At 69.5% G+C, this 15,400-nt stretch carries 17 protein-coding genes; 12 read left to right on the plus strand and 5 right to left on the minus strand.

All coding sequences use genetic code 11. The features are described 5' to 3' along the window. The first annotated feature begins 4 nt into the window (after nucleotides 1-4). From ngcE to ACQPWU_RS12490, 4 genes are read left to right on the plus strand one after another with little or no spacing between them, the layout of a single operon-like run. Complete coding sequence (gene ngcE / locus ACQPWU_RS12475) at nucleotides 5-1,417, plus strand: N-acetylglucosamine/diacetylchitobiose ABC transporter substrate-binding protein (protein WP_433439409.1); 1,413 nt, start codon at nucleotides 5-7, stop codon at nucleotides 1,415-1,417. Further along, entirely contained in the window at nucleotides 1,417-2,328 is a 912-nt protein-coding gene (locus ACQPWU_RS12480; RefSeq protein WP_433439412.1) for a carbohydrate ABC transporter permease, read from the plus strand. Before ngcE ends, ACQPWU_RS12480 begins: the two co-directional genes overlap by 1 nt. Next, nucleotides 2,328-3,245 (plus strand): carbohydrate ABC transporter permease, encoded by a 918-nt coding sequence (locus tag ACQPWU_RS12485; protein WP_433439415.1) that lies wholly within the window; start codon nucleotides 2,328-2,330, stop codon nucleotides 3,243-3,245. The genes ACQPWU_RS12480 and ACQPWU_RS12485 overlap by 1 nt, the downstream gene beginning before the upstream one ends. Before the next feature lie 21 nt (nucleotides 3,246-3,266). Further along, nucleotides 3,267-4,112, plus strand: coding sequence for a phosphotransferase family protein (locus ACQPWU_RS12490; RefSeq protein ID WP_433439417.1), 846 nt, complete (start codon nucleotides 3,267-3,269; stop codon nucleotides 4,110-4,112). Nucleotides 4,113-4,366: 254 nt separating this feature from the next. On the opposite strand, the gene ACQPWU_RS12495 is transcribed toward ACQPWU_RS12490, so the two are convergent. After that, nucleotides 4,367-4,810 carry a type II toxin-antitoxin system VapC family toxin gene (locus ACQPWU_RS12495; RefSeq protein WP_433439419.1) on the minus strand — a complete coding sequence of 148 codons (444 nt, stop codon included), beginning with the start codon at nucleotides 4,808-4,810 and terminating at the stop codon, nucleotides 4,367-4,369. After that, on the minus strand, nucleotides 4,807-5,046 hold the full coding sequence (locus tag ACQPWU_RS12500; protein WP_433439422.1) for a hypothetical protein: 240 nt from the start codon (nucleotides 5,044-5,046) through the stop codon (nucleotides 4,807-4,809). Before ACQPWU_RS12500 ends, ACQPWU_RS12495 begins: the two co-directional genes overlap by 4 nt. 108 nt (nucleotides 5,047-5,154) lie before the next feature. Between ACQPWU_RS12500 and ACQPWU_RS12505 the strand changes: the two genes are divergently transcribed. The 5 genes from ACQPWU_RS12505 to ACQPWU_RS12525 all read left to right on the plus strand — a co-directional run bounded on the left by ACQPWU_RS12505 (nucleotide 5,155) and on the right by ACQPWU_RS12525 (nucleotide 8,184). Continuing rightward, nucleotides 5,155-6,144: a S66 peptidase family protein gene (locus ACQPWU_RS12505; RefSeq protein WP_433439425.1), complete on the plus strand. Its 990-nt coding sequence runs from the start codon at nucleotides 5,155-5,157 to the stop codon at nucleotides 6,142-6,144. A 22-nt stretch (nucleotides 6,145-6,166) separates the two neighbouring features. After that, nucleotides 6,167-6,424 carry an MFS transporter gene (locus ACQPWU_RS12510; RefSeq protein WP_433439428.1) on the plus strand — a complete coding sequence of 86 codons (258 nt, stop codon included), beginning with the start codon at nucleotides 6,167-6,169 and terminating at the stop codon, nucleotides 6,422-6,424. Continuing rightward, the gene (locus ACQPWU_RS12515) at nucleotides 6,403-7,281 is read left to right on the plus strand and encodes a hypothetical protein (protein ID WP_433439430.1); all 879 of its coding nucleotides are present in this window, start codon (nucleotides 6,403-6,405) and stop codon (nucleotides 7,279-7,281) included. The genes ACQPWU_RS12510 and ACQPWU_RS12515 overlap by 22 nt, the downstream gene beginning before the upstream one ends. Nucleotides 7,282-7,396: 115 nt before the next feature. Next, nucleotides 7,397-7,555, plus strand: coding sequence for a hypothetical protein (locus ACQPWU_RS12520; RefSeq protein ID WP_433439433.1), 159 nt, complete (start codon nucleotides 7,397-7,399; stop codon nucleotides 7,553-7,555). 77 nt (nucleotides 7,556-7,632) lie between these two features. Further along, a complete protein-coding gene (locus tag ACQPWU_RS12525; RefSeq protein ID WP_433439436.1) occupies nucleotides 7,633-8,184 on the plus strand; it encodes a GNAT family N-acetyltransferase in 552 nt (183 codons plus the stop codon). On the opposite strand, the gene metE is transcribed toward ACQPWU_RS12525, so the two are convergent. Then, a complete protein-coding gene (gene metE / locus ACQPWU_RS12530; protein ID WP_433439438.1) occupies nucleotides 8,175-10,322 on the minus strand; it encodes a 5-methyltetrahydropteroyltriglutamate--homocysteine S-methyltransferase in 2,148 nt (715 codons plus the stop codon). The genes ACQPWU_RS12525 and metE overlap by 10 nt on opposite strands. An 86-nt stretch (nucleotides 10,323-10,408) precedes the next feature. Here metE and ACQPWU_RS12535 point away from each other — a divergent pair, with 86 nt between their 5' ends. After that, nucleotides 10,409-11,248 carry a LysR family transcriptional regulator gene (locus ACQPWU_RS12535; protein WP_433445195.1) on the plus strand — a complete coding sequence of 280 codons (840 nt, stop codon included), beginning with the start codon at nucleotides 10,409-10,411 and terminating at the stop codon, nucleotides 11,246-11,248. Here the strand turns inward: ACQPWU_RS12535 and ACQPWU_RS12540 are convergent. After that, the gene (locus tag ACQPWU_RS12540) at nucleotides 11,241-11,921 is read right to left on the minus strand and encodes a DNA alkylation repair protein (RefSeq protein WP_433439440.1); all 681 of its coding nucleotides are present in this window, start codon (nucleotides 11,919-11,921) and stop codon (nucleotides 11,241-11,243) included. The two genes, ACQPWU_RS12535 and ACQPWU_RS12540, sit on opposite strands and share 8 nt — an antisense overlap. Further along, nucleotides 11,918-12,586 (minus strand): TetR/AcrR family transcriptional regulator, encoded by a 669-nt coding sequence (locus ACQPWU_RS12545; RefSeq protein ID WP_433439442.1) that lies wholly within the window; start codon nucleotides 12,584-12,586, stop codon nucleotides 11,918-11,920. The genes ACQPWU_RS12540 and ACQPWU_RS12545 overlap by 4 nt, the downstream gene beginning before the upstream one ends. Before the next feature lie 97 nt (nucleotides 12,587-12,683). Here ACQPWU_RS12545 and ACQPWU_RS12550 point away from each other — a divergent pair, with 97 nt between their 5' ends. Both ACQPWU_RS12550 and ACQPWU_RS12555 read left to right on the plus strand, forming a co-directional pair. Then, the gene (locus ACQPWU_RS12550) at nucleotides 12,684-13,841 is read left to right on the plus strand and encodes an acetyl-CoA C-acetyltransferase (RefSeq protein WP_433439444.1); all 1,158 of its coding nucleotides are present in this window, start codon (nucleotides 12,684-12,686) and stop codon (nucleotides 13,839-13,841) included. A gap of 75 nt (nucleotides 13,842-13,916) precedes the next feature. After that, a complete protein-coding gene (locus tag ACQPWU_RS12555; RefSeq protein ID WP_433439446.1) occupies nucleotides 13,917-15,398 on the plus strand; it encodes a glycoside hydrolase family 3 protein in 1,482 nt (493 codons plus the stop codon). The last annotated feature ends 2 nt before the right edge of the window (nucleotides 15,399-15,400 follow it).

A 15,400-nucleotide genomic window follows, 5' to 3' on the forward strand; every position in this document is an offset into this window, starting at 1 on the left:
TCAAATGCCTAACACCCCCCATATCAGCCGCCGTGAGCTCCTTCGCGGTGCCGCACTCGTGCCCGTGGCGGGAGCGCTTGCCGCGTGCGCCACGCCCGCCGCCAAGCCCTCCGCCTCGTCCTCGGCGGCGCCGGTCGCGACCAGCGCCGCCAACCCGTTCGGCGTGGCGGACAACAAGCCGCTGGAGGTGTGGATCTTCGACGGCGGCTTCGGCCAGGACTACGCCAAGACCATCCACCAGCCGCTGTTCAAGTCCAAGCACCCCGGCGTCGAGATCAAGCACAACGCGACCAAGGAGATCACCAAGGTCCTCCAGCCGCGCTTCGCCGGCGGCAACCCGCCGGACGTGATCGACAACTCCGGCGCCAACGCCATGGACTTCGGCGCGCTCGCCCAGGACGGCCAGCTCCAGGACCTCACCCCACTGCTCGACGCGCCGAGCTGGGACGACCCGAACACCAAGGTCCGCGACACCATCGACCAGGCCGTCATCGATCTCGGCACGTACGACGGCACCTTCAGCGTGCTCGGCTACGTGAACTACATCTTCGGCATCTGGTATTCGCAGAAAGCCTTCCGTGACAACGGCTGGGAGCCCCCGAAGACGTGGGACGAGTTCCTCAAGCTCTGCGAGACCATCAAGAAGTCCGGCAAGATGGCGCCCTTCACCTACGCCGGGAAGTTCCCGCAGTACCTCTACGAGCCGCTGCTCACCATGGCCGCCAAGATCGGCGGCGCCGAGGTCCTCGTCAACATCGACAACCTCGAGGACGGCGCCTGGAAGAGCGACGCCATGAAGACCTCGGCCACGGCCTGGGCCGAGATCGGCGCCAAGTACCTCATGGAGGGCACCGCCGGCCTCGACCACGTGCAGACCCAGACGGCCCAGAACAAGTACAAGGTCGCCATGCTCCCCTCCGGCTCCTGGCTGGAGAACGAGCAGAAGACGACCACCCCGGCCGACTTCGAGTACGGGATGTTCCCGATCCCCGACTTCGGCGGCTCCGACAAGCTGCCGTACGGCACCCTGCACAGCCAGCCGAGCGAGAACTTCATCGTGCCCTCCAAGTCACCCAACCCGCAGGGCGGCATGGAGTACCTGCGGGCCATGCTGTCGAAGAAGGCGGCGGGCGACTTCAGCGAGATGGTCAAGACGGTCTCCGTGGTCAAGGGCGCGGGTGAGGGGCGCCAGCTGTCGCCGGGCGCGGAGAGCGCGACCAAGGCGTTCGCCGCCGCGGGCACGAACGTCGTCTACTACCGCTGGCAGACCTGGTACGCCCAGCTCAAGGACGAGGCCATCGCCGCCACCGGCGAGCTGATGACCGGCGGGATCAAGCCGGACGCCTACCTCGAGCGCCTGCAGAAGAAGGCCGACGAGCTCAAGAAGGACTCCTCGATCAAGAAGTACAAGCGCTGATGATTTTCAACAGGTATCGCCGCGGGCTGTTCATCACCTCGTTCCTGGCAGCCCCGGTGATTCTCTACCTGGTTTACGTGATCTCGCCGTACGTCCAGGCCTTCTACATCGCGATGACCGACTGGCGCGGCGTGACGGCCACGCCCACGTTCATAGGTCTGGAAAACTTCGAGCGGCTCCTCAGCGACGGGACGTTCTGGAAGGCCGTCACGCACAACGGCGCGCTGCTCGTGCTGCTGCCGCTGATCACGATCGTCATCGCCCTGTTCTTCGCCTTTCTCCTGAACGTGGGCGGCGCGCAGGGCACGTCGGGGATCCGCGGGTCGAACTTCTACCGCGTGGTGTTCTTCTTCCCGCAGGTCCTGGCCGTCGCCGTGGTGGCGGTGCTGTTCCAGCAGGTGTTCCGGCCGGACGGCAGCGGCATGCTGAACGGCCCGCTGATGGCGCTCGGGGTCAAGCCGATCGGGTTCCTGTCCAATCCGGACGTGGCGTTCTGGTCGGTGCTGGGCGTCATGGTCTGGCAGGCGGTCGGCTTCTACGTCGTGCTCTTCTCCGCCGGCCTGGCCTCCATCCCCAGGGACATGTTCGAGGCCGCGCAGATCGACGGGGCCGGCCGGGTGAGCCTGTTCTTCCGCATCACGCTGCCGCTGCTCTGGGACACCGTCCAAGTGGCCTGGGTCTATCTGGGGATCCTGGCGCTGGACGTGTTCGCGATCGTCTGGGTGATGACCGACCAGCACGGCGGCCCCGACTGGTCGACCACGGTCATGGCCGCCGAGATCTACCGCAACGCGTTCCAGTACTTCCGCTTCGGCTACGCCTCGGCGCTGGGCGTCGTGATGTTCTTCTTCACCGTCGGCTTCGCGATCCTTTCGCTGCGCCTCACGCGGCGCGAACGAATCGAGTACTGATGACAACGACCATCTCGTGGACGGCGGCGAACTCGCGCAAGCTCGCCCGCCAGGAGCGCAAACGGCGGCTCGGCCCGCTCGGGGTGCTGACGCACGTCGCGCTGCTGATCTGGACGCTGCTGGTGATCGTGCCGATCCTGTGGACGTTCCTGGCCTCGGTCAAGAGCGAGGACGAGATCTTCGGGGACGCCTGGTCACTGCCCTCCGCGCTGCACTGGGACAACTTCGCCAGGGCCTGGGAGCAGGCGCACATCGGGCAGTACATGCTCAACAGCGTCATCGTCGTGTCGTTCAGCACGTTCGGGACGATGCTGATCGGGTCGATGGCCGCGTACGTGCTGGCCCGCTACCCCTTCCGCGGCAACCGGGCCGTCTATCTGCTCTTCGTCTCGGGTCTGGCCTTTCCCGTCTACCTGGCTCTGACCCCGCTCTTCTTCGTCGTCCAGAACATGGGCAACGTGCCGCTGATCGGCCCGTTCATCGGCCTGAACACGCACGCGGGCCTGGTCCTGGTGTACATCGCGTACTCGATGCCGTTCACGGTCTTCTTCCTGTCGGCGTTCTTCCGCACGCTCCCGACCGCCGTGGGAGAGGCCGCGATGGTGGACGGCGCGTCGCACACCAGGGTCTTCTTCCAGATCATGCTCCCGATGGCGCGGCCGGGCATCATCAGCATCACGATCTTCAACATCCTGGGCCAGTGGAACCAGTACCAGCTGCCTCTGGTGCTGCTGCAGGAGCGGGACAAGTGGGTCCTCACCCAGGGCATCGCCGACATCTCCACCGCCGCCGGATACGACCAGGACTGGTCCGCCCTGTTCGCAGCCCTGACCCTGGCCATCCTCCCGATGCTGGTGGTCTACACGGTCTTCCAGCGCCAGATCCAGAGCGGCCTGACGTCTGGAGCCCTCAAGTAGCCGGGGCTTAGGCTGCGGGGTGTGACTGGCGAAATCCACACGTTGCTGTCCCGCCATCTCCCCGACTACCAGGTGCGCTCCATCCGCCAGCTCGGCCAGGGCCTCGACAACCTGGTGTACGAGGTCAACGACGAGCTGCTGGTACGGCGCAACAAGGCGACGAATCCGGAGGAGAACCGGCAGGAGGCCGCCCGCCTGGCGGCCCTCAGGGAGCTTTCCCCACTGCCGGTCCCCGAGGTGCTCTTCGCCGACGACGAGTCGGGCGTGATCGCGTACCACAAGCTCCCGGGAGAGCCCCTCAACCGGCACCCGGTGGACGACCCGCGGCGCCTGGCAGAGCCCCTGGGCGAGTTCCTCACCGCCCTCCACGCCGCCCCAGCCGACACGATGCGCGACCTGGCGCCTCTCGACGTCTACCCGGCGCCGACGCTCCTGCAGGACGCCGAGCTCGACTACCGCGACGTGGAGCGCCACGTCCCGGAGCAGCAGCGCCTCCTGGTGGAGCGCTTCCTCCGGGAGCCGCCGCCGGACGAGCCCCGCTCGTTACGCTTCTGCCACAACGACCTGGGCGCCGAGCACGTGCTGGTGGACGCCTCGTCGGGCACGATCACCGGCATCATCGACTGGACCGACGCCGCCATCACCGACCCGGCCCACGACTTCGCCCTGATCTACCGCGACCTCGGCCCGGAGGTCTTCGAGTCGACAGTGGCCCACTACGAGTTCGACCTTGACGAGACGGACCGCGCCAGGGTGCTCTTCTACGCGAGGTGCGCCCTCATCGAGGACCTGGCGTACGGTCTGAGCACGGGTCCCCGCCACTACGCCGACGCCGCCCTGAACCACCTGGCCTGGACGTTCGGGTAGGTTGCGCGGGCTCACCCCACCCGTTGCCCAGTGGCTGGTCGGCCTGCTGGAGCCCGGCCCCGGGCGGGTCTCGCTCCGCTCGCCCCTTGGACGCGCCTGGCGGCGCGCAAGGTCTTCGCCAGGGGAGCTTCGCGCTCAGGGGCTCAGCCGTCGCTCCCAGTCGGGCCCAGTCCCGACCCCTGTCGGGCTTCGCTGCGCTCAGGCGGTCTTACCCGCGGCGCAGGCTGCGCCTACGCGTTGCCCGGCCCATCCCCTCAGGCGGAATGGGAGCTTACGTGCGCTGGAATAACCGGAGCAGTCGTCTCCGACTTCGCGCGAGGGCGAATCAGGGAGAAATCTCGGCGATCGAGGGTCACGATGTGGGCGATCGCCAGCCGCTCGGCAATCGCGACAACGGACACGTCGGCAGGGTCGAGGCGTGCGTCCCTGTAGACACGGACCAGTTCCGCCATTCGTAGGACATCCTGTGGGATGAGGTTGACCAGCTCGAACTCTTCGATCACGAGATCGAGGAACTGGGCATGGACGGACGCTCCCATGTGCCGGTTGATGGTCCAGCCAGCCTCGATCAGGATCGTTGACGGCAGGAGCAGTGGTCCGTCGAGTCTCTCCAGCAGCCGAACGCAAGAAGCATGATGCTTGTCGTCTCGATCGACCACCGCGATCAAGGGGCCCGTATCCAGCAGAACAGCGGTCACACTGAGCGATTGAACCGCTCCGCCAACAAATCTTCGACCCGTTCCGAGAGATCCCCCTCACCGGACGCGCCGATCCCGGCGATCGAGAGACGACGACGGACCGGCTTGTCCTGTTCGTCCGAGAGATTAGCGAGTTCCGGGTCGGTCTTAACCAGACGCAGAAGGCGGCGTGCCTGGTCGGGCGATAGCCGATCCACCAGGTGGTGAAGCTCCTCATGCGCATGTCCGGCGCTCATACCTGCGAGTGTACGTTGGCGGTACCGCGAACGCCCGACAAGCCTCATCGTTGAGTTCGCTGTCGTTGCGCACATCGCCGTCGACACCGGTCGGTTACGCTCCCGACAATGGACGTAATCTTCCCGCCCAAGCTGAACAGAGGCGACGTCGTACGAGTGGTGGCGCCGTCCAGGTCCCGCGCCATGGTGACGGAGCACGACCACACCGACATCATCGGATCCCGGTTCGCCGAGCTCGGCCTCACACTCTCCTACGGCCGCCATGTCGATGAACGGGACCCCTTCGACTCCTCCAGCATCGCCTCCCGGGTGGCGGATCTGCACGAGGCCTTCGCGGACCCTTCTGTTGCAGCGATCATGACGGTCATCGGCGGCTACAACTGCAACGAACTTCTCCCATACCTGGACTGGGATCTGATCCGCGCCAACCCGAAGATCTTGTGCGGTTACTCCGACATCACGGCCCTGCAGAACGCCATCCTCGCCCGTACCGGGCTGGTCACCTACTCGGGGCCGCACTGGTCGACGTTCGGGATGCGCGATCACTTCGAGCCGACCCTGCGATGGTTCACGGAGATCATGTTCGGCTCCGATCCGATCGCTTGGAGCCCGGCGGCCCGCTGGAGCGACGACCTCTGGTTCCTCGACCAGGACAAGCGCGACCTGTTCCCCAATGAGGGATGGTGGCCGCTCCGGCCCGGCACCGCCGAGGGGAGGATCGTCGGCGGGAACCTCTGCACCTTGAACCTGCTGCAGGGCACCCCCTACATGCCCTCTCTCGACGGCGCGATACTGATCGTCGAGGACGACCTCGAATCGCCTCCGGTGGCCTTCGCCCGGAATCTGACATCACTGCTCCAGCTTCCCGACGCCGCCGGGGTCCGAGGGCTGGCGATCGGGCGTTTCCAGAGGGCAAGCCGTATGACGCGCCCGCTGCTGGAACACATCATCGCCACCCAGCCGGCACTGGAGGGACTCCCGGTGCTGGCCAACATCGACGTCGGCCACACCGACCCGCTGGCCGCCTTTCCCGTTGGCGGTCAGGCCGAGCTCACCGTCGCGGGTGGCGAGGCGAGCCTGACGCTGCGGCGACACTGACCGTCCGGCCCCGATCGTGCGCATGAGGCCGAGTTCCTGGATCCCGCGACCCGGGCCGCAGCGGGTCCTCGCCGCGGCCACGTTCGTCAACGCCGCCGGCAGGGGCGCCTACCTGACCGCCGGCGTGCTGTATTTCACGCAAGTCATCCACCTGCCCGCCCAGCAGGTCGGCGTCGCCCTCAGCATCGCCGGGCTGTTGTCCCTGGCGGCCGGGCCGCCCAGTGGTCACCTCGCGGACCGGATCGGCGGGCGCTTGGTGTGGCCGCGCGGGCGCCGCTGATCGCCCACCACAGCCCGGACCGTCCACAGGAGTTCCGCGGCTACCTGCGTTCGGTGAGCAACATCGGCATCTCCCTCGGAACCCTCCCGGCGGGATGGGCGATCCAGGTCGGCACCCGTCCCGCTTACCTGGCGCTCATTCTCGGCACCGCCGCGACCTTCCTCGGCGCGGCGGCGATCGCCGTGCTCCTCCCGCCCACCCCGCCGGCGCCGGCGCACAGCGGGCCGCGGTGGACCGCGCTGAGGGATATTCCGTACGTGATCCTGACCGTCCTGGACGGGCTGATGGCCGTCCAGTTCAAGGTGCTCACCATCGCGGTGCCGCTCTGGATCGTCGCGGCCACGGCCGCGCCCCACTGGCTGATCAGCGCGACGATGCTGGTCAACACCGCCATCGTGGGCCTGTTCCAGGCGCGTACCGCCAGGGGGGTCGACACGCCGGCGGCGGCCGGCCGGGCCATGCGCCGTGCTGGGACGATGTTCCTGCTCTCCTGTACGGTCATCGCGTTCAGCGCCGATGTGCCGCGATGGATGGCCGCCACGATGCTGCTGGCGGCCGTCGTGGTGCACACCGTGGGTGAGCTCTGGCATGCCGCCGGAGGCTTCGAGCTGTCGTTCGCCCTGGCTCCGCCGCACGCGATCGGCCAGTACCAGGGACTGTTCGGCATGGGAATGAGCGCCTCCGAGTTCCTCGGCCCGGCTCTGGTCACCACGCTCTGCATCGAGTGGGGACAATTCGGCTGGATCGCCCTCGGTGGCGGGCTGGCGGTCGTCGGCCTCCTCGTCCCACCCGCCGCCCGCGCGGCCGAGCGCCGAGCCGCGTCGGCAGCGGGGAGCCGCTTCCAGGCCGCACCGTGATGTCACAGCACCAATGCCTGGACGGGAGGCCCCTCGCCTGCTGGACACCACCTATGCGGGAAGCTGGCAGGCAGCGTCGGGACGACGCGCGACTCGATCTTGCCGGGGGCCGCCCTTGCCAGACCTGGGCTCCGGTCTGGCTCGCCTGCGCCGGTGGGCCGAGCGCAATCCCCCGCCTGACGACGAGCCCGGCGGTGTCGACGATCTCGCCGAAGAGAGCCGCTACCTCGCCGAGCACCGGGCAGAGGCGATCCGCCGCCTCTTGGGGGATTAGGTCCCGGCTCCCTGCATCGTCCAACGGGCTGGAAAACCGCTCGCGAGGGGCCGGGGCGGCGTGGTTTGCTGCCGGGCATGACGTCGGCATGGGTAGGCGAGCGCGTACGGCTTCGAGCCATCGAGCCCGAGGACTGGGAGGCGTTCCACTCCTTCGAGGAGTACTCCGAGGCCGTCAGGAGCGGCCACCAGCTCCACCCGCCCCAGTCGGCGGCGCGGGCCAGGAAGTGGGCCGCCGAGCTGGCCGAGCAGACCCAGGGCCTGGACGACGTCCGCCTGGTGATCGCCACCCGAGACGGGGATGCCCCGGTCGGCATGGTGAACACGCACAGCGTCGACCGCGTGCACGGCACCTTCGCGTACGGGATCGGGATCGGGACGCCGTACCACCGCAAGGGCTACGCCGGCGACGCCATCGTCCTGCTGCTGAGGTACATGTTCTTCGAGCGCCGCTTCCAGAAGGCCGAGGCCTGGGTCTACAGCTCCAACGAGCCGTCGCTGGCGCTGCACCGGCGGCTGGGGTTCGTGGAGGAGGGCCGCCGGCGCAGGGGTCACTACGCCAACGGCCGTTACGACGACGAGTTCCTCTTCGGGATGACGGTCGAGGAGTTCACCGAACGCTACGCGTGAAGCTCCGCGCGCAGCCGTCGCGTGGCGGTGACCACGTTCGCCAGCGCGGCCTCCACCTCCTCATACGTCCGCGTCTTCAGCCCGCAGTCCGGATTGACCCAGACCCGCTCCGCCGGCAGCACCTCCAGAGTGCGCCGCAACAGCTCCGAGACCTCCTCCGCGCCGGGCACCCGGGGCGAGTGGATGTCGTACACCCCGGGGCCGAGCCCGCGGCCGAAGGACCCGACGGAGCCCAGGATCCGGGCACCTGACCGCGCGGACTCGATGGTGGTCACGTCGGCGTCGAGGCCGTCGATGGCGGCCAGGATCTGGTCGGCGTCCGAATAGCAGAGGTGGGTATGGATCTGCGTGCGATCGCTCGCCCCTGACGTGGCCCGCCGGTACGCGGCCACCGCCCACTCCAGGTAGTCGGCCTGCGCGGCCCGGCGGAGCGGGAGCAGTTCGCGCAGGGCGGGCTCGTCCACCTGGATGATCGACACCCCGGCCGCCTCCAGATCGCGGACCTCCTGCCTGACGGCGTCCGCCACCTGGAACACGACGTCGCGCAGCGGCAGGTCGTCGCGGACGAAGGACCAGGCCACGATGGTGACGGGGCCGGTGAGCATGCCCTTGACGGGCTTGTCCGTGAGCGACTGCGCGTACGTGGCCCACCGCACCGTGATCGGCGAGGGGCGGCCGACGTCCCCGTGCAGGATCGGCGGCCGGGTGCAGCGGGAGCCGTACGACTGGACCCAGCCGTTCCTGGTGACGGCGAACCCGTCGAGGTGCTCGGCGAAGTACTGCACCATGTCATTGCGCTCCGGCTCCCCGTGCACGAGGACGTCGAGCCCGAGGCGCTCCTGGACCCGGATGACCCGCTCGATCTCGGCCTTCACCTGCTGTTCGTAGTCGGCCTGAGAAAGCGTGCCCGAGGCGACCGCGGCCCGGGCGGCGCGCAGCGAGCCGGTCTGCGGGAACGAGCCGATCGTGGTGATCGGGAGCGGGGGCAGCCGCAGGTGTTCGGCCTGCGCCGCCGCACGCACGGCGTACGGGCCGCGTTCCTCCGGCACCACCGGCCCGGAAAGGGGAACGGAGGGCTCTGCGGGAGGAGTGTCCCGCAGCGGGGAACGCGCGAGCGCCACCACCTCCGCCACCTTCTGCTCCGCGAACGCCAGCCGCTCCTTCAGCGCTGGGTCGAGCTCCGGCTCTGCCTCCACGGAGTAGGGCACGTGCAGCAGCGAGCACGACGTGCTCACCACCACCTCCGAGGCCCGCACGGCACCCAGAGCGGCCAGCGCCCGCTCGGGCGAGACGCGCCACACGTCGCGCCCGGACACCACGCCCGCGACCACGGTCTTGCCGGACAGGTCGAGCGCCGGCACGCCACCCCGGACCAGGTCGATGCCGATGGCCTCCACGGGAGTGCCGGCCAGGACCGGGAGGGCCTCGCCGAGGTCGCCGAAGTAGGAGGCCACGAAGATCCCGGGCCGGGTGGTGAGAGAGCCGAGCCGGGAGTACGCGGCATGCACGGCGGCCAGCTCGTCCGAGGTCCGGTCGCCCACCAGCGCGGGCTCGTCGAGCTGCACCCACGAGACCCCCTCGGCGGCCAGCGCGGACAGCAGCTCCTCGTAGCAGCCGAGCACGTCGTCCAGCCGGTCCAGCGCCGCCCCCAGCAGCAGGAACGTGACCGGTCCCACCACCACGGGCCGCGTCTCGAACCCCAGGGCCCGGGCCTCCCGCACCTCGGACAGCGGCTTGCTCGCGTCCAGCTTGAACACAGTCCCGGGCCCGATCTCGGGAACGATGTAGTGGTAGTTCGTGTCGAACCACTTCGTCATCCGCAGCGGCGCGAGCCCCTCGGTGCCCCTGGCCATCGCGAAGTAGGGGTCGCCGGCCTCGCGATACCGCTCCGGCACCGCGCCCAGCAGCACCGCCGTGTCCAGGACCTGGTCATACAGCGAGAACGTGTTGGACGGCAGCCCTTCGAGCCCCAGCTCGGCCAGTCTGCGCCAGGTGCGCTCCCTGATCTCGGCCCCCACCTGCTCGAGCTCGGCCCGGGTCGAACGCCCGCCCCAGTAGGACTCCAGCGCCCGCTTCAACTCCCTTCGCGGCCCGATCCTCGGATATCCGAGCACGGTGGACTTGGGGAATGGGGACATCTCTCGGCTCCCTTGACGTCGTTCGAGTGATCACAGGCATCCTGCCGAGCACTCGGGAGCTCATGCATCATGTATTGGTGCTGCTTATGCTCAAGGAGATCCACTGCTTCGCCAGGGTCGCGGAACGGCTCAGCTTCTCCCGGGCCGCCGCCGACCTGGGGATGTCCCAGCCCGCGATGAGCCAGGCCATCACCCGGCTCGAACGCGCGGCCGGGGTCAGGCTCTTCGAGCGGACCGCCCGCGACGTGCGGCTCACGGCCGAGGGCAAGGCGCTGCTGCCGTACGCGGAGCAGGTGATCGAGTCGGTCCAGGCGTTCGCGGCGGAGTCGGCCAGGCTGGCGCGGCCGACCATTCATCTCGCTTATCCACCACTCGTCGGCGCGCTGGCGGCGCGGATCGTCAGGCGGCTGGCGGGCCGCACTCCGGCGATCGGCGTGGAGTTGCGTGCGGCGGGCCGGGGGCCGGCGGCGCAGGCGCTGGCGGGCGGCGAGGTCTCGGCCGCGATCCTGGCCACTCCGGCGCCCGCGCAGTTCGTGACGGCGGCCAGGTTCCACGTCACGGTCGACCACCTGGCCCTTCCCGTGGGCCACCGGCTGGCGGCCAGGCCCAAGGTCACCCCGGATGAGCTGGGCGGCCAGGTGCTGCTCACGCCGGGTAGCCGCCCCTGGGCGGGGCTGCCAGGGCGCTCGCGCATGGTGGCCGACGACGACTTCGCCGCCGCGCTCGACCTGGTGGCGGCGGGCGCCGGGCTGCTGCCGATCCCGCAGCTCCTGGTCAGGGCCGTCAGGAGGGACGACGTGCGCTTCGTGCCGCTCGACGCCGGCGACCTGCGCATCACGTACGCACTGGCCTGGTCGAAGGAGCGCGTCACGCCGGAGCTGATCGCACTTGTGCAGGCCGTTCAGGACGCCCTGTGGACTAGGTGACGGGGAGGTTCTTGAGCGCCTCGCGGCGGCTCAGGCCCGAGATGCCCTTGGCGTTGACGTAGCGGAGCACGTCGGCGGGGTTGGTCTTGGCGTACTCGCGTAATGCCCACCCGATCGCCTTGCGCGCGAAGAAGTCGTTGTCGGCCAGGCTGGGCTCGATGCACGCGTACAGCAGGGCCGTGTCCGTGCGCTGCTTGAACCGGTTTTGGCACAGGATGGCGGTGCGCCGCTTCCACAGGTCGCCGTCGTGCGCCCACTCCAGCATGAGCGGCCGCATCGAGTCGGGGAAGGCGGCCAGCAGGCCGCCGATCCGGTGCGTGGCCAGCTCGTCCACCAGGTCCCACCAGGCGCCGGTGACGATCATCTCCTCGTACATCGGCACCGTGTAGAGGGTCTGGAAGTCCCGGTAGAGGTGGTGGCCGGACAACTCGACGGCGGCGTAACGCTCCTCGCGGTATTCGGCCTCCCGCCACAGCCCCAGCACGGCCCGCCGCCACTCCGGCGCGCTGTCCAGCCGGTGCTCGGAGAAGACCCGCCTGAGCGCCGCCCGCCTGGCGACGGCCTGGACACCCAGGAACGGCATCGAGGACTTCATGTAGGCGCGCATGGTCTCGGCCTTGCCGGGCTCCGCGGCGTCCTGCAGTGCCAGCCGCACCGCCTTGCCGAGGCTCATCCCTTTTGCGTGGTGCGCTCGCCCGTGGCGAGGCCGTCGAAGAGCACGGTGATGTAGTGCTCGGCCAGCGCGGTCGTGTTGAGCCTGCCGCCCGGGCGGAACCAGCGCACCGCGACCCAGATCGTGTCGCGGATCATGCGGTACGTCAGCTTCGGATCGACGTCGGACCTGAACAGCCCGGCCGCCTGTCCCTTCTTGATCTGCGCGACCCAGATCTGCTCGACCTCGTCCTCGGCCTTGACCAGATAGTTGAACCGCTCGAACTGCCGCAGGTAGTTCCAGTCGTTCTGCATGACCGTGATCGCGGCCCGGTGGGGCTCGAGCGTGCCGAACCCGATGCGGACCATCTCCGACAGCACGGTGCGGGCGTCGGCGCTGGAGTCGACCGCCGCGCGGTAGCGGGCGATGAGGTCGTCGAGGAAGGTGGAGAGCACCTCGTCGACGATCGTCTCCTTGGAGTCGAAGTGGTGGTAGAGACTTCCGGAGAGGATGCCCGCCTCGTCGGCGATCTCACGGACGGTCGTGGCCTGGAAGCCCTTGCGCGCGAAGAGCTCCGCGGCGAGCTTGACGAGGTGGTCGCGGCGCTCGGAGGCCGGCCCCGATGAGGTCGCGCGCTGGCGCTTCGCCGGGGTTGTCGTGGTGCCGGAGTTCTTACGCGTGGTCACGACACCATTATGAGCCCTCAGACAATCGCTTGTTCACCTAACCGCCCCAGCTCATACGGCATTCCATACTCTACCAAGCGCTTGCTACCATGCGAGGGTGAACGAGGCGTACATCGTCGGCGCGGTCCGCACCCCCGTAGGGCGCAGGAACGGCGGCCTGGCCGCGGCCCATCCCGCCGATCTCGGAGCGCACGTGCTCAAGGAGCTGATGTACCGCGCGGACACCGATCCGTCGGCCGTCGACGACGTGATCTTCGGCTGCGTGGACACGATCGGCCCCCAGGCGGGGGACATCGCCCGCACCTGCTGGCTCGCGGCCGGGCTCCCCGAGGAGGTCCCGGGCGTCACGGTGGACCGCCAGTGCGGTTCGTCCCAGCAGGCGCTCCACTTCGCCGCCCAGGCCGTGCTGTCCGGCACGAGCGACCTGGTGGTGGCGGGCGGCGTGCAGAACATGAGCATGATCCCCATCTCGGCCGCGATGCTCGCGGGCCGCGCGTTCGGGCACGAGACCCCCTTCGTGGGCTCCAAGGGCTGGGCCGAGCGGTACGGCACGCAGGAGGTCTCCCAGTTCACCGGGGCCGAGCAGATGGCCGCCGCCTGGGACGTCTCCCGCGAGGAGATGGAGCGGTTCGCGTACGAGTCGCACCGCCGGGCCGTCCACGCCATCGACGCCGGACATTTCGCCCGCGAGATCATCCCCTACGAGGGTGTCGCCACGGACGAGTGCCCACGCAGGGACACCACCGTCGAGAAGATGGCCGGGCTCAAGCCTCTGGTCGAGGGCGGCCGGCTCACCGCGGCGCTGGCGTCCCAGATCTCCGACGCCGCGGCGGCCCTGCTCATCGCCTCGCCCAGGGCCGTACGGGAGCACGGCCTGACCCCGCGCGCCCGCGTGCACCACGTCTCGGCCCGCGGCGCCGACCCGATCATGATGCTCTCCGCGCCGATCCCCGCCACCGTCCACGCGCTCGGGAGGACCGGCCTGGCCATCGACGACTTCGACGCGATCGAGATCAACGAGGCGTTCGCGCCGGTGGTCCTGGCCTGGATCAAGGAGACCGGCGCGGACCCCGTCAAGGTCAACCCGAACGGCGGCGCCATCGCGCTCGGCCACCCGCTCGGCGCGACCGGCGCCGTACTGGCGGTGAAGCTGCTGCACGAGTTGGAGCGCACGGGCGGACGGTACGGCCTGCAGACCATGTGCGAGGGCGGAGGTCAGGCGAACGTCACCGTCATCGAGCGGCTGGCCTCGTGACCATGTGAGGGGGAGCAAGCTGACGTCAGAAAATACCTCTAGCAAATAGGAAACTTTCCTATTAGATTGCGGGTCATGCCCTTGAGCGGTGACCTGCTTCGCCTCGCCGACGCCGTACTCTTCCCCGGTTTCACGGGACACATGCCTCCCGACTGGCTCCGCCGCCGCCTCGGCGACGGGCTGGCCGGCGTCGTGCTGTTCTCGCGCAACATCGCCGGCCCCGCCCAGGTGGCCCGGCTGACCGCCGCGCTGCGCGCCGAGAACCCCTCGGTGCTCGTCGGCACCGACGAGGAGTCGGGGGAGGTCACGAGGCTGGAGGTGGCCACCGGGAGCAGCCGCCCCGGCGGTTACGCGCTGGGCGTCGTGGACGACGTGGCCCTGACCGAGGCCCTGGCCAGGGACCTCGGCAGCGACCTGGCGGCGGCGGGCGTCACGCTCGACTTCGCCCCATCCGCCGACGTGAACTCCAACCCGGACAACCCCGTCATCGGCCTGCGGGCCTTCGGTGCCGACCCGGCCCTGGTGTCCCGGCACACCAGGGCGTTCGTACGGGGCCTGCAGTCGGCCGGCGTGGCCGCGTGCGCCAAGCACTTCCCCGGGCACGGGGACACCTCGGTGGACTCGCATCACGGCGTGCCCGTGGTGTCCGACGACGGAATCGAGGACGCGCTGCTCCCTTTCCGAGAGGCGATCAAGGAGGGCGTCAAGGCCGTCATGACCGGCCATCTCCTGGTGCCCTCGTACGACGCCGAGTTGCCCGCCACGCTCAGCCCCAAGGTACTCACCGGGCTGCTGCGCGAGGAGCTCGGGTTCCAAGGAATGATCATCACTGACGGCATCGAGATGGCGGCGGTGGCGGGGGAGTACGGGATCGGGGGCGCCTCCGCCCGCGCCATCGCCGCGGGAGCCGACGCGATCTGCGTCGGGGGCGAGCGAGCCGACGAGGCCACCGCCGCCGGGATCCGCGACGCGATCGCCACGGCGGTGACCCAGGGACTGCTGCCCGAGGAGCGGCTGGCCGACGCCGCTCGCAGGGTCCGCGAGCTGGCCTCATGGGCCGCCTCCTCGGGCAGCCGGCCGTCCCGCGACCACTCCATCGGCCTGGTCGCCGCGCGCCGGGCGATCAGGGTCACCCGCCGGTCGGCCGCTCCCGTGCTGCCGTTGACCTCTCCGGCGTACGTGGTGGAGCTGGCGCCGGAGATGAACCTGGCCATCGACCGCAACACGCCGTGGGGCGTCGGCGAGCCCCTCGCCCGCCTGCTGCCGGACACCGTGGTGACGCGGCTGGCGGTGGGGGATTCGACGGGTTCGGCGCTCGAGCGCCTGGTCAAGGAGTCGGCCGGACGGCCGCTGGTGATCGTGGTCCGGGACGTGCACCGCTACGCCTGGCAGGAACAGGCGCTGCGGCACCTGCTCAGCGCCCGGCCCGACGCGGTGGTGGTGGAGATGGGCCTTCCCGCGCGGTCGGATCTGGGCGCCGTCCACATCGCCACGTACGGGTCGGCCCGGGTCTGCGGGCAGGCGGCGGCGGAGGTGCTCACGGGTTCTCATGAGTAGTG

The sequence above is a fragment of the Nonomuraea sp. CA-141351 genome (assembly GCF_050944675.1).
Taxonomy (GTDB): Bacteria; Actinomycetota; Actinomycetes; order Streptosporangiales; family Streptosporangiaceae; genus Nonomuraea.

Bases quoted from the DNA above. Each gene is read 5' to 3' on its own strand.
- ACQPWU_RS12510 (WP_433439428.1), top strand. From the start codon at position 6,167: ATGAGGCCGAGTTCCTGGATCCCGCGACCCGGGCCGCAGCGGGTCCTC.
- metE (WP_433439438.1), bottom strand. From the start codon at position 10,322: ATGTCCCCATTCCCCAAGTCCACCGTGCTCGGATATCCGAGGATCGGG.
- ACQPWU_RS12540 (WP_433439440.1), bottom strand. From the start codon at position 11,921: ATGAGCCTCGGCAAGGCGGTGCGGCTGGCACTGCAGGACGCCGCGGAG.
- ngcE (WP_433439409.1), top strand. From the start codon at position 5: ATGCCTAACACCCCCCATATCAGCCGCCGTGAGCTCCTTCGCGGTGCC.
- ACQPWU_RS12535 (WP_433445195.1), top strand. From the start codon at position 10,409: ATGCTCAAGGAGATCCACTGCTTCGCCAGGGTCGCGGAACGGCTCAGC.
- ACQPWU_RS12505 (WP_433439425.1), top strand. From the start codon at position 5,155: ATGGACGTAATCTTCCCGCCCAAGCTGAACAGAGGCGACGTCGTACGA.
- ACQPWU_RS12500 (WP_433439422.1), bottom strand. From the start codon at position 5,046: ATGAGCGCCGGACATGCGCATGAGGAGCTTCACCACCTGGTGGATCGG.
- ACQPWU_RS12555 (WP_433439446.1), top strand. From the start codon at position 13,917: ATGCCCTTGAGCGGTGACCTGCTTCGCCTCGCCGACGCCGTACTCTTC.
- ACQPWU_RS12525 (WP_433439436.1), top strand. From the start codon at position 7,633: ATGACGTCGGCATGGGTAGGCGAGCGCGTACGGCTTCGAGCCATCGAG.
- ACQPWU_RS12485 (WP_433439415.1), top strand. From the start codon at position 2,328: ATGACAACGACCATCTCGTGGACGGCGGCGAACTCGCGCAAGCTCGCC.
- ACQPWU_RS12480 (WP_433439412.1), top strand. From the start codon at position 1,417: ATGATTTTCAACAGGTATCGCCGCGGGCTGTTCATCACCTCGTTCCTG.